The sequence below is a fragment of the Roseivirga sp. genome (genome assembly GCF_965216855.1).
Taxonomy (GTDB): domain Bacteria; phylum Bacteroidota; class Bacteroidia; order Cytophagales; family Cyclobacteriaceae; genus Roseivirga.
The window spans coordinates 3,855,861-3,876,028 of record NZ_OZ244204.1; the positions used below are offsets into that span (position 1 = coordinate 3,855,861).

Below are 20,168 nucleotides of genomic sequence, written 5' to 3' on the forward strand. Positions count from 1 at the left end.
AGAAGGGTCTTGACATGAAGTTGAGACCCTTTTCATTAGATGTTAATTCATAGAGTGTAGCCCCATTCTGTTTCCTTCAGAGTCCATAAAAAGGGCGAAGTAACCGTTTTCTTCATCAATAAGGGTCTTAGGTAGAATCACCTGACCGCCACTTTTTTCGATTCTTTTCAATATAGGCTCCAGATTGTCTCCACCATTCAGGTGAACAAGTACACCGTTGCTGGCAGGCTCATAACCTTCTCCTTTGGTGATGACCACTGATGCGGATTGACCATCACTTGGGAATATGCCCATCTCAGTCCCTTGCATATCAATGGTTTGAATTTCTATTTCTAAAATGGATTGATAGAATTTCACAGCCCTTGCTATATCTGTAGCAGGAATTTCAACAATGGATACGAAGCTTTGCATGGTTTTGTCAGTTTGAGGTCTTGCGATGTTTTCAGTACTCTGAGGTTTACTTAAGGGATAATAAATCATACTGCCCAAGGCGAGTATAATGACTGATTCAATAAGTCGGTTTTTCATGGTTTAACGATTAATCTATTGCGAGTTAAACAGGCTTATGGATAAGGAATTGTAAAAATGCGACAAAGCTACTCTTGTGAATAAATAAGTGAAGAAAGGATCATCTGATCATCCGTCAGATAGTCCTTTGGGTTGATGCCAGTAAATGTTTTAAAGTCCTTTATAAAATGTGCCTGATCATAGTAGTCACTTTCATAGGCTATTTGAGTGAGCGTCTCATCGTCCTGGTTTAATAAGGACTTCAGGGCAGCCTGTAATCGAATGATTTTGCCCAGCTGTTTAGGACTTATGCCCACTGTTTTTAAGAAGTTACGCTCCAGGTTTCTTCTTTTGTGCATTTCATCTTTGAGAATGGAGTTGATCGCAGCTTTGCCATTGGTCTGATACAGGCTATCAATCGTGGATTTGACGATTTGATCTATTGTCGACTGTTCCGATAGCTTCGACAAGAGGAAGTTTTCAACTATGGCTATTCTTTCCTCGGTTGAAGAAGCTTCTATGATGGCTTTCTCCAGATTTGCTGCAGTATGCCTACCGAAAAGCTCTTCGAGAGGAGTATCTTGATCGGCCAATTGACGGATAGGCGTGTCAATGAAATTAGAGAAACCATAAGGGTAAAACCTGATAGCAAAGGAATTTACATAACCTGTCGGCTGTACATAATAGGGCGTTGTGATCTGACCAATGACCATTGCCCGGGGTTGAAGAGTAAACTCAGTGTCAGAAGTATACCTTTTGATATCATCACCGAGAATGAAGCACATTTCAATACACCCATCAGGAACGATTCGTTGCTTTGGGGCTTCAGAGCCATCAGGAATTTCCAGAATCCAGTGGCATTTTACTATAGAGGCTAAATCAGGGTGAGGTTTGAAGGTCTGGTAGTTCATGGATTGAATTTGATCAAAATTTCGCAACAAATTCAATCCGAGAGAAGCATCTTTATCTCATTCTATACCAGTTCCCGGAGAAGCACAATGGGCCTGATTAACAATAGGTTCTATTAGCACAGATAAAAAAAACAAGCCCGAATATCAGGCTTGCTTGATGTATGAACAGTTTTTGACGGCTTGGGCTCAAAAGGTTGTTACTTCGACAGGCCGGTGCTATTGTCTGGTACTTCAATAATTTCAACAGGCTTGGTTTCATGGTTGATGGTAGAAGGTCCGGCATTGGCTTCAGATAATTTAAACAGGATTCTGACTTGCATTCTGGCACTGACTTCTTTTCCTCGCTGCTTGGCAGGTATCCAGTTCTCGGATTCCATCAAGACGCGTAAGGCCTCTTCATCGCAACCATCGCCAATTCCTCTAACTACCTGAAGGTCCCTCAGTTCACCAGTTTTGTCTACCACAAAGCTGAGGAAAACGGCACCTTCAGTTCCCTTTGCCTTGGCTTGTTCAGGATACTTTAAATTGCTGCCCAGGTGCCTGAACCAGCCCTGTTGTCCTCCGGGGTATTCAGGCTGTTCTTCAGTGACTACAAATACCTGATCTATGCTTGTGGCATCGGGTGTTTCCTGAATGGCCACTGACATTTCCTGCCCGGGTTCAATGTAAAGTTCAGATTTATCGCAGGCTGCTATAACCAGCAATAGAAGTAGGAGTGTGGTTGATTTTTTCATAAGGTCAATATTTAACTATATAATTAATTATTAAACTAATGTATTAGTTAAAATTGACAAATAAAAATGGGAAGGCTCCGTATGAACCGTTCCCACCTCAACCAATTATGATACTTTACAGGTTTTTACTCCCACCAGTGCATATATGGGGCAAAAACCAACAAAACTTGTTAATGTGAAAATGGCAGCCACCACCAGAGCAATGGTTCCCCAAAGGCCGGTAACAGTACCGGTTACATAAAGTACTACAAGCGCAGCGACCACCAATAAGCGGATGATTCTGTCTGCTGTTCCCATGTTCTTTTTCATATTGTGCTACTTTTTTGAATGATCAATGCGATTGCGAAAATCACTGCTGCGCAGAGCAGGCAGGCAATCATAAGCCTTATGATTTTCGATTTCATGACTAAAAGTAGACAGGCTGCAGGCTAAAGTTTGTGACTCATGTCACAGGAGGCGAATTCCTTCCCGAACCAGTTCTATTTTCCCCTGATTCTCGAGTTTTTTTAATGTTCGGGAAACCACTTCTCTTGCCGTACCCAGGTCCCTTGCTATTTCCTGATGAGTAGCATTGAGATCTTTCACATCGGTCAGAGCAGTCTTGTTTCTCAGGTATTTAAGCATACGTTCTTCCAGGTTGAGAAAGAATACTTCGTTGATGGTATCCAGCAGATCTGTATAGCGCTGGTTGGAGAGTTCGTGAAATAGCTTGTTGAAATCGGCAGAATCTCTGATCAAACCATCTAACTCCTGAGAAGGAATAATTAAGGCCTTGGTAGGCTCTTCTGCAATAGCGTAAATATTACAGGGTTGTTGCGAAAGGGCATGAATAAAGGACATTACACAGCTTTCTCCGGGTTTGATGTAGTAGAGGAGCAGGTCTTTCATTTCACCTCGTGTAACTACTTTGACCAGGCCTGAAAGCAGTATAGGCACAAACTTCACGTATTGACCCTCGCGTAGAATTTCATGTCCTGCAGGCAGATCAACTACTTTTCCGATTTTAACAAGTGACTCCGCAAGCCCCTTATAAGGCAGAGGGAGTTTCGATTTAATTTCCTCAATATCAATTGGCTCCATTGATAAACATTTCCATTAGTTCAAATTGTAAACCGCCATAATTCAATGGGTCCATATTACCAGTAATGGCCAGTACCGTTTCGCTCGGTTGATGAATCAGGAAGTAGGTGATACCACCGACTGAGCCACCACTGTGGCCGTAAAAAGTCTTACCGCTGGGTCTTTCAAAGGTTCTCCAGCCCATGCCATAGTTCGTATTTTTTCCATCGGATGTTTGCTGCGAGGCCATCCATTCATCGAGGGTCGATTGTTTTAAATAACCCGCCTTCATATGTGCCTGTCCGAATTTGCAAAGGTCTTCTGTGGTGCCAATGAAGCCGCCACCTGCCCATTTATAACTGTTGTCAACATCCGGGGCCTGAACTACCTGATCATTCTGGAACTGGTAGAAACTCACTCTGTTGGCGATATCGCGGTTCGCATAGTCAGGTTCTGTATGATCCATACCCAAAGCGTCAAATACTTCGGATTGCATGTAGGATAAGAAGCTCACATCTGACAGAAAACTGGCTTCAGGTGCGGCCGCATTTTCCATAGCTACCGAAATCAGATTCCAGCCGTAGGATGAATAAGAGTACTCTGTGCCCGGAGTATTGATGAGTGGATCATCAATGAAGATAGCCAGTCCATCGATTACATCTTCATAGTAGGTGTTGCTCATGAACTCCAATCCTCGGTAGTGCCTGATCCCCGCCAGGTGACCGGCCAGCATTCTCAAGGTAATTTTGGTGCCTTTGTCTGGCCAGATAGGGACATATTGTTGAATGGGAGCATCCAGGTCTATCTTTCCTTCTTCATACAATTTGGCAAGTCCTGCAGCAGTAAGTGTTTTAGACACACTGCCAATTCTGAACATACTGGTTGAAGGGTCGACAGGCGTTTTGCTTTCCAGGTCGGTGAAGCCATAGCCTTTTGAGAAAACGAGTTGGCCTTGCTGTGAGATGGATACACTCAATCCCGGTACCTGTGTTTTTTCTACGAACTCTTTTAATTTTTCATCCGCCTGATCATTGAGTGATTGGCAGAAGACAGATGTGCTGATGAATAGGCACAGGATGGCGATGGTCCAGCTTTTTCTGATCATAGTAGTCCCTTTTTCAGTTTAAAGTCACCATAATTTAGACGATTATTTGAATTATCAGAAGCAGCAATTGTGAAATCCTTAAGTGCTTACCCAATTTATTACAACCAGATCATGAACGGGTGTGTCAGGTTAAGTATGAGATTAGAAGCCAAGCTGATTTTGATAAGAGCTGTAGTCGTATTTTTTGCTTTAAGCTTAATGACTTACTCATGTGAAGAGGAGGCGGTAGATATTACCGGTTGCTGGACAAATGCTTTTGAAGAGGGAGCGGATATCTATAAAGGCTGTAATGTTCAGGCATTTGCTGCTGCGCGCTTCAGGCAGGTCTATGAATTTGCTGCTAATGGAACAGTGAGTTACCGTGTCTTACTTCCTAATGACGGACATGCAGAGATTGAAGCGAACTGGACTTATGACAGCAAGAGGATGGAAGTCAGTATTTTCTCCAATGACACCGCAGAGCTTCTCAAAAAACTTCGGGTAGCCAAAATCGATCAAAGGACCCTCTCCCTTCAGGAGCTATAATTGCCTGATTTTTCTTAAAACCTGCCCACCGGTATTTCCTGTCATTTCACCGCCTTCGACAGTAAGCTTTCCATTAACAATTACATAGGGGATACCAGTAGGGTAGTGATGAGGGTCTTCGAAAGTACCCCCTTCATCAACAGTTTCTGGGTTAAATATGGTGATGTCTGCCTGCATACCCTCTTTGATCAATCCACGGTCAGTGAAGCCCAGGCGTTTGGCCGGAAGCGAAGTCATTTTGGCCAGTGCCAGTTCCAGAGGAATTACATTTTCATCCCTTACATAATGACCTAATACCCGCGGAAAGGTTCCGTAACTTCTGGGGTGGGGATGTCCCTGTCCCGGTTGTGCCAGACCACCATCACTGGCCACCATGGCTAATGGATGCTGCATGATTCGCTTTACATCTTCTTCGCCAATGGCATGAAAGATACATTGTGCACCCCCGTTGAGTTGCCCTTCAATAACCAGGTCAGCACCATTGCTGAAGTCGGGTTCTAATCCTTTCTCAATGGCCCAGTCTTTAAGTGTTTTCCCATTGAGATCAGGTTTCCATCTTACATTAGCGAACTGTACTACAGCCAGGTCAGCTCCACCGCGGTCATACTCAATGTTGAACATGATTTCTTCATGGATTTTCTTTCGGGTTGCCGGATCTTCAACACGTTCCTTAAATGCTTCCTGGCCTCCTGCCAGGGCCCATGTAGGAATCAATACAGACAGGCTGGTTGAACTGGCCGTGTATGGATACTGGTCCATCATTACATCAATATTCAAGGCTCTGGCAGAATCAACCATGGCCAGGGTTTGGCTACTTGCTCCCCACATGGGTTTGCCTATGGCTTTGTGGTGAGTAAGGATAATGGGGATTTGAGCTTCCTGCCCAATTTGAATAGCCTCTTTAACACCGTCCAACAGGCCAAGCCCTTCTTCTCTCAGATGAGAGGTATAGATGCCTCCAGATTGTGCCGCAACTTCTGAAAGCGCGATGACCTCATCAACTTTGGAAAAGGAGCCAGGCACATATTTTAAGCCTGTAGAAATCCCATAGGCACCATGATTCATTGCATTCTGCACGATTTCCTTCATCTGATTCAGTTCGGCTTCAGTAGGCATTCTGTTTTCCGTGCCCATTACCGCTCTTCTTACCGAATTATGGCCCACTAGCCAGGCTGTGTTTAACCCGATTTCGTATCGGGACAGACTGTCCAGAAAATTACCCAGATTGGCAGGGCCACGTCCGTCAGGTCCGGCCAGTACTGTGGTGACTCCTTGTCGCACAAAGTTTTCGGCTGAAGGCATGCGCATGATGGCTTCAATGTGAGCATGCATATCAATAAACCCGGGACTAACGATGTGCCCTTTGGCATCTATCAGTTGATTGGCTTTTTGATCTTTAAGGTCTCCAATGGCTGTAATTTTATCACCCTTAATACCTACATCACCATCGAAGAAAGTACGCGCTTCAGCATCATAGATCTTACCGTTCAGTATGAGGATATCGAATTGATCGTTAAAGGAGCTACAGGCCATCAAGGTCAGTAGGAATAGAACAAGAAGCTTTTTCATCGTATTAAGGTTGAATGGAATATAGAGAATTTAAGATTGCGTGGAAAGCAATATTATTCTTCCATTGTCCTGAATGCCAAAGCGTTTGGGTCTGCTAACTTTAATGAGCGTGTACCTCAGGAGATTTAATGCCACCGAGATGAGGACACTCCACCAATTCAAGCATATTGTTGAAAGGCACAGCTTCTTTTTGATATTTATAAGCCTGAGCCAGGGTAGTGGTGTAGTTGTTGTCACCCATGCCGACATCTACATCGTCCATAGTCACCTGACATGGATGTTCGTATCCTGCCGCATGTGTAATCTCGAGTATTTCTTTTCTGAGCGTCTTCAGGTATTGAGCTGAACGTTGAGACTTATCGTTCACATTCAGGCCTCTCTGTAACCACTTGTTTTGGGTAGCAACACCGGCAGGGCAGGTATTGGTATGGCAAGATTGTGCCTGAATACATCCTACTGACATCATGGCCTCCCTGGCCACATTGATTAAGTCAGCACCCATGGCAAAGGCCATCAAGGCATTGGAAGGAAAGCCCAGCTTACCCGAGGCAATGAAGGTAACGCGGTTGGTGAGTCCCTTTTTCTGGAAAATTTTGTAGACTGCTGCAAAAGCAAAGACAAAAGGTAAAGAAACATGGTTGGCGAAAGCAGGAGGCGCTGCACCAGTTCCACCTTCTCCACCATCTATGGTAATAAAGTCGGGACCAACGTTTCTTTCCAACATTAAGTCTGTTAGCTCCTCCCAAAGCTCCAGTTTACCCACGGCAGATTTAAATCCGACAGGCAGTCCGGTTTCTGATGCAATGTCTTCTATGAAGTCAAGTAGCTCACCCGGATTAGTGAAAGCTGTGTGATTGGACGGAGATACTACATCTTTACCCATGGGGATATGTCTGATCTCTGCAATTTCTTTAGTGATTTTGGAGGCAGGCAATACGCCTCCTTTTCCTGGTTTGGCTCCTTGAGACAGTTTAATTTCAATGGCCCGGATTTGCTGGTAACTCTGGGTCAGCCTCAACAGCTTTTTCATCTCGAAACGTCCTTCTTCATCCCGGACACCGAAGTAGGCTGTTCCGATTTGAAGCATGATGTCGGCTCCTTTCTGATGATAGGGTGAAAAACCTCCTTCTCCCGTATTATGGTAAGAGCCTGCTTCATGCGCTCCCAGGTTAAGTGATTCTACTGCTCTGGCGGAAAGAGACCCAAAGCTCATAGCAGAGATGTTGACAATAGATCTTGGCCTGAATGGTCTTCTTCTTCCATTGTACTCGCCAATGATTTTGGCACAGGGGATCAGGTCTTTCTCTTTTACATTAGGATGATCGGGCTGAGCATAATAAGGGAATAAGGCCGGATTGATAAAGATGTATCCTGCCGCACTTTGATCCTGATCTGTACCAAAGCCCTGGTAATTGTTCTGTTTTTTGGAGCTGGCGTAAATCCACGAACGCTGGCTTCTGTTGAATGGAAGTTCTTCCCGGTTATTGGCTACAATGTATTGTCGCAGTTCAGGACCTATTCGCTCCAACGCATATCTCAAATGACCTACAATAGGGAAGTTGTGACTGATGGTATGCTTTTTCTGAAAGATGTCTCTGAGGAAGACGATGAGTAATACCAGAAGCACATAGGCCCACCATGGGGTGATGGCGAGTAAATCTTTAACCTGATCCATAGCAGTGATTTTTCTTAAAAATCTACCTAAAATTTTAGGCATACAAGTCTAACTTGACTTGTATGTCATCAGTTCATCTTTTTGTAAAATCTTACTGAATTGGATCGGTCGATTTTACACCCGGGGTAGCTGTAATATCCTTCAAAGTCATTACCTGAATCGCGGCAACGGAGATAATACAGTAGGCGGCAAAATAGTAGAAGCCTTCCATAATGCTGGAAGTGATATTTTCTTCAGAGGCAGTGGCCAGATACATAAGGAACATGCCCACAACAAATACATCGGCCATGGACCATTTACCGATGAGTGCCACAAATTGATAGACCCGGGTTCTCCACTTCCAGTTTTTAAAGGCCAGTACCAGACAGAGCAAAATGGCTTTGGCAACGGGTACTATCACTGAGAAGAGCAGTATCAATGAAGCTACCAGCGCATTGTCGTTTTCATAAAGCAGTTTAATACCACTGATAACACTCTGCGTTCTGTCATACAACTCGAACTCTCCTAAGAGGGGAATCTGGGCTCCAATATGGATGTTCAGAATGTCTCTGGTAAGGCCGGGATAAAGACAGATCAGTGAGATGATGATTAATATGAGTGCGACTATATTTCTCTTGTGCATAAGCGTATGTTCAGCAGGTAGACGTCAGGTATTAGCAAAAGTAACACCAGAGTTGATCTCTTTAAAAAGACTTTGCGCCTCCTGTTACTTTCAATTTTAAGTATCAGGAGACGCAAAGCAAATATCATATCAATTAATTGTCAGTAAAAGAGCACCATTGCTCAATATCCATTCCGATAGGAGACCCATCAGGAGGAGTAAGGGCATCTTGCAGTTGTAGTTCTTGCGGATGCTCCATAAACTGGTCAATGATCAGGTTCAGGTAAGCATAATGAGCAGCTGTTGTTGCAATAGCTTCTGTATTACTATTGCTGATTCTGTTCTTGATTCGCTTTAGACCGAGCAGAGCTTCAGACCGTGCTTGTGCTGCGGCTCCGTTATTCTTGTAGAGGTCCATTAAAGCATAGACCAATTGGTTTTCGGTAGCATAGTTCAACTGTAAATGGTAACCCTCTGCATAAGTTTTACCGAAGGTCTCGTTAATCGTCTTGTTGATTACATCAGTCAACCCGATCTGATTAGGATCCATGGCTTTCTGTTGTACGAGGCGGGTAGCTCTTTGTCCGTTGAAGATAAAGCTCATAACGGCTCCGGCTATAGTTTCTCCCGGGGCAACAGCATCAAAGTCTATTCCTGTTCTGACTCTGAAAGTCTCTCGTGATCTTCCATACCCCGGAGGGCGAGGAGGAATGATTTTCAGAATGTGCTCAGGGAAAGCCAGGTTGGCCGGCTGTATTGTATTCAAGAGTGCATTCAGAGCGGCTTCCTGTTCTACTTTGGGAACAGTTCTTGGCAAAGGCTGACTATCGCCTCTCAGCTTGTAATTGTAGTAAGTTCCGCCTACTACTTTGGCAGCCCCTTCCAGTTGGTATCTGTGTAACATAAACATAGGAACCAATACTTCTTCCAGAGTAGCCATTGGCGCTCCTACCGCGATGTTCTTCTCAGAGAAGTTCTCAAGTACATGTTTACGTACTTCCATCAACCTGTTCAATTCAGTAGTAGCACTTTCACCATTATCCCATAAGTGAGATTGAGGGTGGCTGCTACCAAGAGGTCTTGAATCAGAGTCTGTAATAAAGAAAAGATTGTTTTTGTATTGTTCTTCGATCAGATCATCCAGTGCCTTGTCTTCATTCACATTATCAGGGAAGTCCTGATATCCCCAGGTGATTGCAGCTTTGTCCCATGCACCAATACCCACATCATAAGCATTGGCCAGAGAAATCTCACTATTGTTGAGCTCTATCAGTGGGTGAGGATAATCCATTACTGAAGCACGGTCATTGGTGCTTGAGATGTAGTTATGCATTAACCCGATGGTATGACCTACCTCGTGAGCGGATAGTTGTCTCAGACGAGCCAGGGCCATTTCAAGCAATCTTGGGTCTGGAGTTGTCCCATTCTCATAAGGAGTTAATAATCCCTGAGCAATCAGGAAGTCTTGTCTTACTCTGAGTGATCCCAGACTTACATGTCCTTTAATAATTTCTCCTGTTCTTGGATCAGTCACTGATGAACCGTAAGACCAGCCTCTGGTAGAACGGTGTACCCATTGTATAACATTGTATCTGATGTCTAACGGATCAGCTCCTTCCGGCATTTCTTCTACCAGAAAGGCATCCTTATATCCGGCCGCTTCAAAAGCCTGATTCCACCATCTGGCGCCTTCGATCAGGGCCGACTTGATAGGTTCGGGAGCACCACGGTCTACATAGTATCTGATGGGCTCAACCGGTTCACTAACTCTGGCTCTCGGATTTTTCTTTTCCAGCCTGTGTCTGCGCGTAAAGCTCTTTTCTATGTTTTCCTGAATAGGAGTAGCATAATCCATATAGCTGATGGTACCATATCCTGAGCGAGGATCAGCCTTGCGTCTTTCATAGTTAGCATCGGGTAATTCAATGAAGGAGTGATGCATTCTTACGGTTACCGCATCAGATGAAGGAGTAACACTTCTCAGGTATCCGCCAGCTCCACTTCCGGTGAAGGTAATGGTCGCTTCGAACTCAGAGTTTTTAGGGAAGTTCTTGAGCATGGGAGGGTAGATGGCTGATCGGTCTGCATCTACTCTGAAGTTACCCTGTCTGGATCTGCTCAATGACTGACTTACGCCATGTGCATCGGACAGTAAGAGAGGGGTAAGGTCTACCAAAACGCGACCATCAGTTTCGGCAGCCACAGTGAAGCCCCACAAAACAGATTCCGCAAATGCTTCTCTCACGGCTTTCACCTCATCGGCATTATCAGAGACAGCTCTGTAACGATAGTTAGGCTGTACCATCAATACTTTGGGCCCAACCCTTCTAAATTCTACAATTTGAGTTCCGCCCAACTGACCACGGTCAAGGCCTATATCATTAGAGCCTACTCCGGCAGTCAATGAGTTGACATAGAGAAATTCAGAGTTCATCTGGTCGATTTCGAGCCATACTTTGCCGGCTTTTTCATCCCAGTAATAGGTAAAGTAACCTTCTTTTTTTTCGGTGCCGCTGGTGGCTTCTTCTATGGTCTTCTGTGCTTTGGACAGGTTGAAAACCATTAGTAAAGCGAGACCAAGGATTAATCTTTTATTCATGAAGCTTCAAAATTTGAAATGATGTCCATCAATATAAGAAGTCTTTGTCAACACATCTAGTCAATTATATTTGTGGGGTATCAATAATAAATCATTAGATCATGTCAACCAGAAAAATCAAGCTGATAGCCTTTTTTACCATATGGGCTACACTTTCGTGGGCTCAGAAAAAGCCCCTAACGCATGATGTTTATGATGACTGGAAAGGAATCCAGTCGGTAAACATCAGCAATGACGGCAACTGGGCCGGATGGAGAATTGCTCCTCAGGTAGGAGATGCCACATTAGAAATTCGGAATCTGAATAACAATCAGACCATTAAAATTGATAGAGTTTCGAGATATGCTTTTTCGCATAACAGTGCTTTCGTAGTAGGAGAGATTAAACCGGCCTACGAAGAAGAAAGAGAGCTCAAACTCAAAAAGACTGCGGCCAGCAAAATGCCAAAAGACTCACTCTTTGTCCTGAATTTGAGTTCAGGAGACATTCAGAAGTTTGCTCGAGTCAAGAGTTATGACCTTCCTGAAGAGTCAACAGAATGGATGGCCTGGTTACATGAAAAACCATTGGCAGAAAAAAAGAAGCCTGCCAAGGAAGAAGAAAAGGAAGTAGAAGCTCCTGAGAAGAGTAAGAAAAAGAAGAAGAATAAAAAGAAAGAAGAAGAGGTAGAGAAGGAAGTTGAAACTGCTGAAGAACCTGAAGATCCGCGCGCAAAATCTAAAGGAACTGAGTTGGTGCTTTTCAACATGAGCACAGGAGAAATGAGCAGCTTCCAGGGTGTAATGGAATACACTATGTCTAAAGATGGAAGTTATCTCTTCTACGAATTCGATGAGGTAGACTCTTTGAACCCATCAGGTGTATTTGCAGTGAATACTGAAATGGGTACACCAATGCAGCTAAGTACAGGAATGACAGATTATAAAAAGATGTCAGTTAGTGATAAGGGCAATCAAATGGCCTTCTTCGCCACCAACAGCGACAAAGACGAAGACGATAAGGTCTGGAGTGTGATGTACTGGAATGGTAATGGAATTGCCAATGTGTTGGCTGATTCTCTTACTGCGGGAGTTCCTGAAGGTTGGATGGTGAGTGATAACAGCCGACTTCAGTTTTCTGAAAGCGGAAACAGACTTTACTTCGGAACAGCCCCTGAACCCATGGAATATGAGTATGAGAGTGATACGACTATTCTCAAGGAGGAAAGACCTCAGGTAGATGTATGGTCTTACAATGACCCATACATTCAGCCAATGCAGAAACTTCAGGCCAATCGTGAGAAAAACAGAACCTATCAGGTAGTGTATGACCTGCAGGCCGGTACTCTGGTACAGTTGGAAGGTAACGATCTGGAGTCTGTTTACATTGATACCGAACACGATATGGATTTCTTTATCGCTATGGATGACCAGCGTTTCAGAACTCAGTATACCTGGGATGTTCAACTACCAAGAGATTACTATAAAGTAGATGCTAAGACCGGTGAGGTAGAAGTACTATTGGAAAGCACTGTCGCTTTTGCTTCGCTATCTCCGGGAGGAAAGTACCTCAACTGGTTCGATCAGGAAGATGGAAACTACTACACCATGAATGTGGCAAGTGGCAAGATCACTAATCTCACTGCCGATATGCCGGTTTCATTTGCTGATGAACTTCATGATTCACCGTCATTGGCAGGAAGCTATGGTTCTCCAGGCTGGGCACCGGAAGATGAGGCCTTCTATATCTATGACAGATATGACATCTGGAAGTTCGATCCGGAAGGACAGCAGGCTGCTGTGAACGTGACTGAGGGTCATGGAAGAGCCAATCAGATGATTTATAGATACCAGAGACTGGATAGAGAAGAAGAGTATGTGAATGTTGACGGTAAGGCACTCCTGAGTGTGTTCAATGAGTGGACAAAAGCTTCAGGTTATGCTTATGGTGATATGAGCCAGCCGGCAACTCCATCTGCTATTGTGATGAAGGACATGAGTGTTTATGGTCTTCAGAAAGCAAAAGAGGCTGACAGAGTATTGGTGAGAATGTCTACCTATGAGGAATATCCGGAAGTATACATGGCTAATAATCTGGAAATGGATGGCCTGAAAAAATTGACAGATATCGATGCTCAGGAAGACCCTTATAACTGGGGTAGTGCTGAATTGATTGAGTTTGCTTCTGGATACGATGGAGAGACAATGCAGGCTATTCTTTACAAGCCTGAGAATTTCGATCCAAACAAGAAGTACCCAATGATTGTGTACTTCTACGAAAGAAGATCTAACTCACTGCACAGTCACCCAAGTCCTGCGCCAAGTGCCAGTACGGTGAATATTCCTTACTTCGTGAGTAATGATTACCTGGTACTTGTTCCGGATATTAAATATGAAGATGGACATCCGGGTAAAAGTGCGATGGACCATGTAGTACCTGCGACAAAGGCTGTTATGGCCAAAGGGTTTGTAAACGAAGATAAGATGGCTATCCAGGGTCAAAGCTGGGGTGGTTATCAGGTAGCCTATATTGTTACTCAAACTGATATGTATGCAGCTGCAGGGGCAGGAGCACCAGTTTCTAACATGACTTCTGCTTATGGTGGAGTCCGTTGGGGATCAGGTATGAGCCGTATGTTCCAGTATGAGAAAACACAGTCGAGAATTGGCGGTACGCTCTGGGATAAATTCGATCTCTACGTAGAAAACTCACCACTATTTGGTGTTCCGAATATTGAAACGCCATTGTTTATTATGCACAACGATGCTGATGGTGCTGTGCCATGGTATCAGGGGATTGAGTTCTACATGGCCCTGAGAAGACTTCAGAAGCCGTCATGGATGGTAGTTTATAATGACGAAGCGCATAACCTGACTCAGCGTAAGAACAGAAAAGACCTTTCTATGAGAATGGGACAGTTCTTCGATCATTACCTGAAAGATGCGCCAATGCCTGAGTGGATGGCTTATGGTTTGCCGGCAACCTTAAAGGGTAGAACCCTACGCTATGAATTGGTTGATGAAGAAACCGAAGAGAAAATCAAAGAAGGTGAGAGCCTGAAACTGGAAAAAGGAGGGGGAGGTAAATAATCCCCTTGTTTGAAGGCTTTCTTAAGTAACCTTTCTTAAGAAAGCCTTTTTTATGCCTAAAGGTTAGTTGATGACTATTTGCAGATGGTCCAGCAGACCGGATAGCTGATCACGATCGAAACGGGCTCCTTTGAGTTTGTTCTTTTCAGGGATGAGTACCAGGTTTTGAGCCCCGCTAAAATCAGCGTTCTCCAGATTGGTCTGGTCAAAAGTGGCGCCAGCCAGATCAGTTCCTCCAAAATCGCAAGCTGAACAATCGGCTTCCGCAAAGTCACAATCCAGACAGGAACAGTTGGTAAAGTCCTTTTCAGAGAGTTTCAGTTGATAGAAGCTTGAGAAGTCCAGTTTACAGCCATTAAAGTTGATAGACAGGAGAAAGGCTTTGCATTGATCCCACCGCAAGCCCATGAGTTTACAATTGGTAAATCGCACTTCCTTAAAACCTGTATCAATCATTTCAACGGCAGACAGGTCACAGTCGATGAATTCACACTCCAGGAATGAAAAGCCTGACAGGTTGCGTGAAGTAAAGTCGCAGTTCTTGAATTGACAGTACTCAAACTGCATGCTCTTTCTGAGGTAAGACTCAAGTTCCTTTCCCTCAATAATCTCTTCTTCTGTAATGCGCATAACTGGTAAAATCTGGACTTTCAAGTTATTACAATTATAGGAATCGGTTGTGTCGTATTCTATTGATCAAATCTATAAGAATTACATAATCTAAGGTAAAATCTCTGTTTGTGTCCAGGTAGTTTGGTGTAGTTTGATTTGTATAAAATATACTATGCTCACTTAAGTGTTGAATGAAATCTTGTTTGTTGAAAGATCACTGAATTATTTGAAAAACTGCAATCGATTTCATTTCAAAGCCATTTTATCAATTTTTCTGAGTATGAAATTTTGAGTCAGATTGCTTTTTATTCATAAGTATTTGACTATGAAAAGGATATGGGCGTGTGTTGATTAAGTAGAGAAATCAGTAGGTAGAGTATATAGTTTTTATCAATAAGAAATACCAAAAACTAATAGACATTGGGCTGTTAAATCTGATAAAGACAAGTACTTTCGCAGCACAAACAGAATTGATTTTTACACTATAAAACTATAAGAACAATTATGAGCTACGTTGGTAGAAAATTCCCGAATATCACTGTGGACGCCATGAACGAAATGGGCGATACTTTCAAACTGAATGTGCTTGAGGAGGCACAAAAGAACAATAAGAAAGTAGTGCTTTTCTGGTACCCGAAAGACTTCACCTTTGTTTGCCCAACTGAGTTACATGCTTTTCAGGAAGCACTTCCTGAGTTCGACAAGAGAAACACTATCGTTATCGGTGCTTCTTGCGACACTGCTGAGGTTCACTTTGCCTGGTTGAATACTTCTAAAGACAATGGTGGAATCGAAGGTGTTAGCTATAACCTGATTGCAGACAGCAACAGAAACCTTTCAAGAGTATTGGATATCCTTGATATCACTGGTGTAAACTATGATGAGGAAACCGGTATGGAGCTGTTGGAAGGTGATAACGTGACTTACAGAGCGACTTACCTGATCGATGAGGAAGGTACAGTATTCCACGAAGGTGTTAACCACATGCCTGTAGGTAGAAATGTAAATGAGTACCTAAGACTAATTGATGCTTATGCTCACGTACAGCAGCATGGTGAGGTTTGTCCTGCTAACTGGGAAGAAGGAAAAGAAGCCATGACTGCCAACAGACAAGGTGTTTCTTCTTATCTAAGCAATAACTAAGGAGGTCAATATGGTAACTGAATTGAGTCAAGACAATCTTCAGGAAGTTCTGAATGAGAATCAGAGGGTATTTGTACAGTTTTCAGCTTCATGGTGCGGCAACTGCCGAATTATGAAACCTAAGTTCAAGAAACTGGCAAGTGAGAGAGAGGATGCTGCTTTTATTATAGTAGATGCAGAGAAATTTCCGGAGTCAAGAAAGCTGGCTAATGTGAATAACCTGCCGACTTTCGCAGCTTACGAAGGTGGACAACTGGTTAACCAGGTGCAAACCAATAAGTTTGATTCATTAAAAGCTTTGGTCGATGAGGTTGCCGCTAATTAAGCATATCACAGATTTTATTGAGCAGAACGATCAGGACTTCGTTTTGGAAACCATTGAAACGCTGGAACATCTGACAGAGAGTGAAAACCTGAAAGATGAAGAGCTGGATGTGATAGGAGAGTTGATCTCCAACTTCTATGGAGCCATTGAAGTGAGTCAATCCATCAAAGATGGTAAACCCAGGAAAGAAGCTTTGAACGAGTTTATGAAGCGAGTAGTAGGCTCAATAGATCAATAAAGCATCTGAATTTTATAGCGTTGAAAACCCCGGCCATAGGTCGGGGTTTTTTGTTGGTTGTGTAGTTACCTATTCATCGGAGTCAGATTTCTTATACAAGACGTTAGTGATCCAATAGCTTTCAAGGTATTGCTCTGCCAGAAAGACTTCGTTGGAAATGAGTCGATAGGTGATTGTACTCTCTTGACCTACTATTTTTTCGAAGTCATAAAATTCATGAGGAGACATGGTATTGATTGTAGCACCATCCACCTTTTTACCATTGAGTATAATCTCTCCGTCAGTATCCTCAACGATTTCATTCAACACTATAAAGTCAATTTTTGTCTTAGCCTTTGGTGGATTGAAAATCATTCCTTCATGACCATTGGTGTACCATTGCCTTTTTTTCTCCTGAGAAAGATTCTTCCATTTCTCTACAATAAGGTTCTTCCTTTTATCTACGAATTTGACGTATGTATTCGGTGTTGGAACTCTGAAGTATTCAACTTTAGTGGTGTCGAAGCCTTTAAATGCTAGTTCATTTCTTACATCTTGATCTGGCTTATGATTTGTTTTTGACTTTTTTATGGAATCTTTTCTGCCCTCGGGTATCGATAAAAGGTTAATCCATACTCCTTCTTCAAACTTCTCTGAGTTGAGGAAAAAGTTTACCTGATATGTATGCTTTCCATAGTTTTTGGCATTTGGTAATAGTTTCGATTTGGTGAAGTGATGAAAATCGTCTTTGTCGTATTCTGCCAAAGCTGAATTTGATATTTGTTCTCCGTCAATCCAGACACCGTACTCTTTTGAGTCTGAGAATATCTCCTGGAAATTATCAGGAATGTATCCTTTGGGTGGAGGTGGAAGAAAGTATGCCGGCCTCGCCTCATTTAGTTTAAACCTCTCAAGTTCTGCAGGCGACATATCATGGTACCTTTTCTCAATTAACCTACCATCAATACCTTCGAATCTAACCAAGGCATTGCTGCTTCTAAGTCTTGATCTTATGGCAGACAGAGTAGTGTCATTCTTCTGAATCTCCTGCTCAACGGCCTTGTTCAGGCTCACAAATTCACGGTAATTCAGCCATTGGCCTCTCTTATTACCAACCTTATATTTCTTGTTGATAAACTCTTTGGTAAGGGCGAAAAACTGAAGATCAAAATTACCCAGACTACTGTTTTTGGCCACCTTCCTTATATTGTATTTATAGATATCGCCTGGTTCGTAATTCGATAATGCTTCATTAGGGATCTGGTCTCCGTTAATCCATATGCCATATTTCTCTTTATTGAAAAGTAGTTGCCAGTCAGTCAGGCTCATTTCGGCCGTGCTATCTATCACGCTAAAGAATTCAAGGTCAGCTTCCAGATAGTTGAATCTGTTTTTTTGCTCGGGACTTAGTTTACCGAATTCGGATTCAACCAGAGTTCCATCTTCATCGGTGAATCGCACCATAGTTTCTGATGAAAGCAGAGCCGGATAAATAGTTTTTTGATCTAAAGGAATAGAATCTTTAGCGCTTTCGGTTGGTGAAGCATTAGAACCTACGTGAGACTCTTTTGCAATTACTTGTCGATTACCAAAGGCATATACTGCTGCGGCAATTGCCACCAGGCCGATGGATTGCTTTATCCATGCCGTGGTTTTGTGTGTTCTTTTGACCATCATTTTTAAACGTTTTTTGGTTTCGCCAAAGGTGAGCTGACTGCCCATTGCTGGCATTTCTTTAGAATTAAGTTTGGAGTAGTTAATTAATGTGCGTTGGTAGTCAGATAAGGACGAAGATTCGGAACAGACGGCTTCGTCTGCGAGAAACTCATGATTCAGCTTGATTGATTGCCTGATGAAATGAACAATAGGGTTGAACCAGAAGACCGCTGTGCATATTTCGATCAGAATGATATCATAACTGTGCTTTTGGTGAACATGAGCCATTTCATGTTTTAGAATCGATTCGGGCAATAACCCGGCTGAGTATCTCTGTTGATTGGTGAATATGGTATTGAGGAATGTGAATGAAGCTTTCAGGTCTTTCTGAAGGCAGATGTTGTACCTATCGAAAGTGAGTATTTCACCCTGCTTTTTCATCTGGTTTAGTCTGAATAGGTTCAAGGTAAACCTAAAAAGGAGAGTCAGAAACACAGTTAGATAAGTATATGTTATCAGACTTGTCCAATCAAATGGAGGTTTGCTTTCTGCTTGGTTTACCTCATGATAGAAAGGAGTTTCAAAGAAAACCTCAGCCGGTTGACTACTGATTTGACTTACCACTGTCGGAATTTCGACATAAGTGGTATGAACCGTAACCAAGGGGATGGATAATGAGGCTGGAATAATGAGTAACAGATAGAGTCTATTGAACTGAAAGGTCTTTTCATTTCTCAAAAAGAGGTAGTAAACACTGTAGAGCATTAGACTACCCAGCATAAACTTCTGGAGGTATTCAATCATTTCTTTCGTGCGTTTATTTGCTGCTCGACTATATCCTGTAGCTCCTTGAGTTGTTCATCAGTGAGGTTCTCTTCAGAAGTGAAAAAGGAGGCAAACTGAGAAACAGAATCATTGAAGAAGTTTTTGATAACACCGTTCATTTGTTTGGAGAAGTATGACTCTTTACTCACCAAAGGATAGTACTCTCTGACACTGCCGTACCTGGTGAAACCAATGGCCTTTTTGTCTAAAAGTCTTTTGAGCAGAGTGGCTACGGTGGTTGATGCAGGCTTAGGATCAGGATATTTATCGATCAGGTCTTTCATGAAAGCCTTCTTCATTTCCCAGAGGTACTGCATCAATTGTTCTTCTGATTTAGGTAAGTTCATTCTTGTTTTGTAGAATTGTTTCTACAAATGTAGAATTAAAATTTAAACATCCAAACAACCTGTTTGAATTCAACTTTAAGGCATAAAAAAAGCCAGCTGAAAAGCTGGCTCCGATAATATCTTTGATCCTGGTTATTCTCCCTCTTGCTCCTGAGCGATTTTCGCGCGCTCCTGTTGTACCCAGGCTTTCAGCATTTCAAGTTGCTCTTCACTGATATCAGCTTCCCTGTGCATTTTTACATAGTTGGGTAGTGGCATATGACCTTCTTCCACTTCTTCTACTACTTCTTCCAGTTTATGGTCTCTTCTTCTGGCTGAGTAAGTGCCCCATTCTGAGAAGTTCAGCTCATCGCGGCCATGTTCAATGTGCTCAGCGATAGTCCAGCTGACCGGAGCAATATTGGCATACCATGGGTACCTTGGCTGGTTGCTATGACAATCGTAGCATGCTGCTTTAAGGAGTCCAGCCATTTCGGTGTTCAGTTGCAGGTTCTCAATGATGTCATTTTCCGTTACAGGGTCATTGATTTTTTCAGGTCTGTTGATGAACTGAATAATTACCAGGCCGGCAACTAAAACAATCAATACATATTTGAGGATTTTCTTCATGGTCACGAATTTGTGTGAATTTATTAAATCCATTGAATTGAATGAAGCCTTTAAAAGGAATAAAAAAAGCCCGGTGACCAG

General features: G+C 42.9%; 19 protein-coding genes. 5 read left to right on the forward strand and 14 right to left on the reverse strand.

What is annotated here, in order from left to right:
• Positions 1-42: 42 nt before the first annotated feature.
• The 6 genes from ACOOEY_RS17040 to ACOOEY_RS17065 form a co-directional block, all read right to left on the reverse strand.
• Complete coding sequence (locus ACOOEY_RS17040) at positions 43-528, reverse strand: VOC family protein (RefSeq protein WP_420385930.1); 486 nt, start codon at positions 526-528, stop codon at positions 43-45.
• Positions 529-596: 68 nt separating this feature from the next.
• Positions 597-1,418 carry an AraC family transcriptional regulator gene (locus ACOOEY_RS17045; RefSeq protein WP_420385931.1) on the reverse strand — a complete coding sequence of 274 codons (822 nt, stop codon included), beginning with the start codon at positions 1,416-1,418 and terminating at the stop codon, positions 597-599.
• A gap of 197 nt (positions 1,419-1,615) precedes the next feature.
• Positions 1,616-2,152: an energy transducer TonB gene (locus ACOOEY_RS17050; RefSeq protein ID WP_420385932.1), complete on the reverse strand. Its 537-nt coding sequence runs from the start codon at positions 2,150-2,152 to the stop codon at positions 1,616-1,618.
• 105 nt (positions 2,153-2,257) lie between these two features.
• Positions 2,258-2,461, reverse strand: a complete 204-nt coding sequence (locus ACOOEY_RS17055; protein ID WP_420385933.1) for a YgaP family membrane protein — start codon at positions 2,459-2,461, stop codon at positions 2,258-2,260.
• 138 nt (positions 2,462-2,599) lie between these two features.
• Positions 2,600-3,232, reverse strand: coding sequence for a Crp/Fnr family transcriptional regulator (locus tag ACOOEY_RS17060; RefSeq protein WP_420385934.1), 633 nt, complete (start codon positions 3,230-3,232; stop codon positions 2,600-2,602).
• Complete coding sequence (locus ACOOEY_RS17065; protein WP_420385935.1) at positions 3,219-4,316, reverse strand: serine hydrolase domain-containing protein; 1,098 nt, start codon at positions 4,314-4,316, stop codon at positions 3,219-3,221. The genes ACOOEY_RS17060 and ACOOEY_RS17065 overlap by 14 nt, the downstream gene beginning before the upstream one ends.
• Before the next feature lie 135 nt (positions 4,317-4,451).
• Here ACOOEY_RS17065 and ACOOEY_RS17070 point away from each other — a divergent pair, with 135 nt between their 5' ends.
• The gene (locus ACOOEY_RS17070) at positions 4,452-4,841 is read left to right on the forward strand and encodes a hypothetical protein (RefSeq protein ID WP_420385936.1); all 390 of its coding nucleotides are present in this window, start codon (positions 4,452-4,454) and stop codon (positions 4,839-4,841) included.
• Here ACOOEY_RS17070 and ACOOEY_RS17075 read toward each other — a convergent pair.
• From ACOOEY_RS17075 to ACOOEY_RS17090, 4 genes are all read right to left on the reverse strand, one after another.
• Positions 4,836-6,410: an N-acyl-D-amino-acid deacylase family protein gene (locus ACOOEY_RS17075; RefSeq protein WP_420385937.1), complete on the reverse strand. Its 1,575-nt coding sequence runs from the start codon at positions 6,408-6,410 to the stop codon at positions 4,836-4,838. The two genes, ACOOEY_RS17070 and ACOOEY_RS17075, sit on opposite strands and share 6 nt — an antisense overlap.
• A gap of 100 nt (positions 6,411-6,510) precedes the next feature.
• Positions 6,511-8,127 carry an FMN-binding glutamate synthase family protein gene (locus ACOOEY_RS17080; protein WP_420385938.1) on the reverse strand — a complete coding sequence of 539 codons (1,617 nt, stop codon included), beginning with the start codon at positions 8,125-8,127 and terminating at the stop codon, positions 6,511-6,513.
• 49 nt (positions 8,128-8,176) lie between these two features.
• The gene (locus ACOOEY_RS17085; protein ID WP_420385939.1) at positions 8,177-8,707 is read right to left on the reverse strand and encodes a paraquat-inducible protein A; all 531 of its coding nucleotides are present in this window, start codon (positions 8,705-8,707) and stop codon (positions 8,177-8,179) included.
• Positions 8,708-8,840: 133 nt separating this feature from the next.
• Positions 8,841-11,285 carry a zinc-dependent metalloprotease gene (locus ACOOEY_RS17090; RefSeq protein WP_420385940.1) on the reverse strand — a complete coding sequence of 815 codons (2,445 nt, stop codon included), beginning with the start codon at positions 11,283-11,285 and terminating at the stop codon, positions 8,841-8,843.
• A 101-nt stretch (positions 11,286-11,386) separates the two neighbouring features.
• Here ACOOEY_RS17090 and ACOOEY_RS17095 point away from each other — a divergent pair, with 101 nt between their 5' ends.
• Positions 11,387-14,353 (forward strand): S9 family peptidase, encoded by a 2,967-nt coding sequence (locus ACOOEY_RS17095; RefSeq protein WP_420385941.1) that lies wholly within the window; start codon positions 11,387-11,389, stop codon positions 14,351-14,353.
• 63 nt (positions 14,354-14,416) lie between these two features.
• Here ACOOEY_RS17095 and ACOOEY_RS17100 read toward each other — a convergent pair whose 3' ends face one another.
• Complete coding sequence (locus ACOOEY_RS17100; RefSeq protein ID WP_420385942.1) at positions 14,417-14,983, reverse strand: pentapeptide repeat-containing protein; 567 nt, start codon at positions 14,981-14,983, stop codon at positions 14,417-14,419.
• A 486-nt stretch (positions 14,984-15,469) separates the two neighbouring features.
• On the opposite strand from ACOOEY_RS17100, the gene ACOOEY_RS17105 reads away from it, so the two are divergent.
• Genes ACOOEY_RS17105 through ACOOEY_RS17115 form a run of 3 tightly spaced genes read left to right on the forward strand, consistent with a single transcriptional unit; the run spans position 15,470 to position 16,671 of the window.
• Complete coding sequence (locus ACOOEY_RS17105; RefSeq protein WP_420385943.1) at positions 15,470-16,108, forward strand: peroxiredoxin; 639 nt, start codon at positions 15,470-15,472, stop codon at positions 16,106-16,108.
• Between the two features lie 10 nt (positions 16,109-16,118).
• Positions 16,119-16,433 (forward strand): thioredoxin family protein, encoded by a 315-nt coding sequence (locus ACOOEY_RS17110; RefSeq protein ID WP_420385944.1) that lies wholly within the window; start codon positions 16,119-16,121, stop codon positions 16,431-16,433.
• Complete coding sequence (locus ACOOEY_RS17115) at positions 16,414-16,671, forward strand: DUF6952 family protein (protein WP_420385945.1); 258 nt, start codon at positions 16,414-16,416, stop codon at positions 16,669-16,671. The genes ACOOEY_RS17110 and ACOOEY_RS17115 overlap by 20 nt, the downstream gene beginning before the upstream one ends.
• 69 nt (positions 16,672-16,740) lie before the next feature.
• Here the strand turns inward: ACOOEY_RS17115 and ACOOEY_RS17120 are convergent, their stop codons facing one another.
• From ACOOEY_RS17120 to ACOOEY_RS17130, 3 genes are all read right to left on the reverse strand, one after another.
• Positions 16,741-19,110, reverse strand: a complete 2,370-nt coding sequence (locus ACOOEY_RS17120) for a M56 family metallopeptidase (protein ID WP_420385946.1) — start codon at positions 19,108-19,110, stop codon at positions 16,741-16,743.
• Complete coding sequence (locus tag ACOOEY_RS17125; protein ID WP_420385947.1) at positions 19,107-19,478, reverse strand: BlaI/MecI/CopY family transcriptional regulator; 372 nt, start codon at positions 19,476-19,478, stop codon at positions 19,107-19,109. The genes ACOOEY_RS17120 and ACOOEY_RS17125 overlap by 4 nt, the downstream gene beginning before the upstream one ends.
• Positions 19,479-19,610: 132 nt before the next feature.
• On the reverse strand, positions 19,611-20,087 hold the full coding sequence (locus ACOOEY_RS17130) for a heme-binding domain-containing protein (RefSeq protein WP_420385948.1): 477 nt from the start codon (positions 20,085-20,087) through the stop codon (positions 19,611-19,613).
• Positions 20,088-20,168 lie beyond the last annotated feature (81 nt).

Coding starts and splice junctions, on each gene's coding strand:
- ACOOEY_RS17070 (WP_420385936.1), top strand. CDS start 4,452: ATGAGATTAGAAGCCAAGCTGATTTTGATAAGAGCTGTAGTCGTATTT.
- ACOOEY_RS17080 (WP_420385938.1), bottom strand. CDS start 8,127: ATGCCTAAAATTTTAGGTAGATTTTTAAGAAAAATCACTGCTATGGAT.
- ACOOEY_RS17050 (WP_420385932.1), bottom strand. CDS start 2,152: ATGAAAAAATCAACCACACTCCTACTTCTATTGCTGGTTATAGCAGCC.
- ACOOEY_RS17115 (WP_420385945.1), top strand. CDS start 16,414: ATGAGGTTGCCGCTAATTAAGCATATCACAGATTTTATTGAGCAGAAC.
- ACOOEY_RS17125 (WP_420385947.1), bottom strand. CDS start 19,478: ATGAACTTACCTAAATCAGAAGAACAATTGATGCAGTACCTCTGGGAA.
- ACOOEY_RS17085 (WP_420385939.1), bottom strand. CDS start 8,707: ATGCACAAGAGAAATATAGTCGCACTCATATTAATCATCATCTCACTG.
- ACOOEY_RS17055 (WP_420385933.1), bottom strand. CDS start 2,461: ATGAAAAAGAACATGGGAACAGCAGACAGAATCATCCGCTTATTGGTG.
- ACOOEY_RS17105 (WP_420385943.1), top strand. CDS start 15,470: ATGAGCTACGTTGGTAGAAAATTCCCGAATATCACTGTGGACGCCATG.
- ACOOEY_RS17110 (WP_420385944.1), top strand. CDS start 16,119: ATGGTAACTGAATTGAGTCAAGACAATCTTCAGGAAGTTCTGAATGAG.
- ACOOEY_RS17065 (WP_420385935.1), bottom strand. CDS start 4,316: ATGATCAGAAAAAGCTGGACCATCGCCATCCTGTGCCTATTCATCAGC.
- ACOOEY_RS17100 (WP_420385942.1), bottom strand. CDS start 14,983: ATGCGCATTACAGAAGAAGAGATTATTGAGGGAAAGGAACTTGAGTCT.
- ACOOEY_RS17130 (WP_420385948.1), bottom strand. CDS start 20,087: ATGAAGAAAATCCTCAAATATGTATTGATTGTTTTAGTTGCCGGCCTG.
- ACOOEY_RS17120 (WP_420385946.1), bottom strand. CDS start 19,110: ATGATTGAATACCTCCAGAAGTTTATGCTGGGTAGTCTAATGCTCTAC.
- ACOOEY_RS17060 (WP_420385934.1), bottom strand. CDS start 3,232: ATGGAGCCAATTGATATTGAGGAAATTAAATCGAAACTCCCTCTGCCT.
- ACOOEY_RS17075 (WP_420385937.1), bottom strand. CDS start 6,410: ATGAAAAAGCTTCTTGTTCTATTCCTACTGACCTTGATGGCCTGTAGC.
- ACOOEY_RS17040 (WP_420385930.1), bottom strand. CDS start 528: ATGAAAAACCGACTTATTGAATCAGTCATTATACTCGCCTTGGGCAGT.
- ACOOEY_RS17090 (WP_420385940.1), bottom strand. CDS start 11,285: ATGAATAAAAGATTAATCCTTGGTCTCGCTTTACTAATGGTTTTCAAC.
- ACOOEY_RS17095 (WP_420385941.1), top strand. CDS start 11,387: ATGTCAACCAGAAAAATCAAGCTGATAGCCTTTTTTACCATATGGGCT.
- ACOOEY_RS17045 (WP_420385931.1), bottom strand. CDS start 1,418: ATGAACTACCAGACCTTCAAACCTCACCCTGATTTAGCCTCTATAGTA.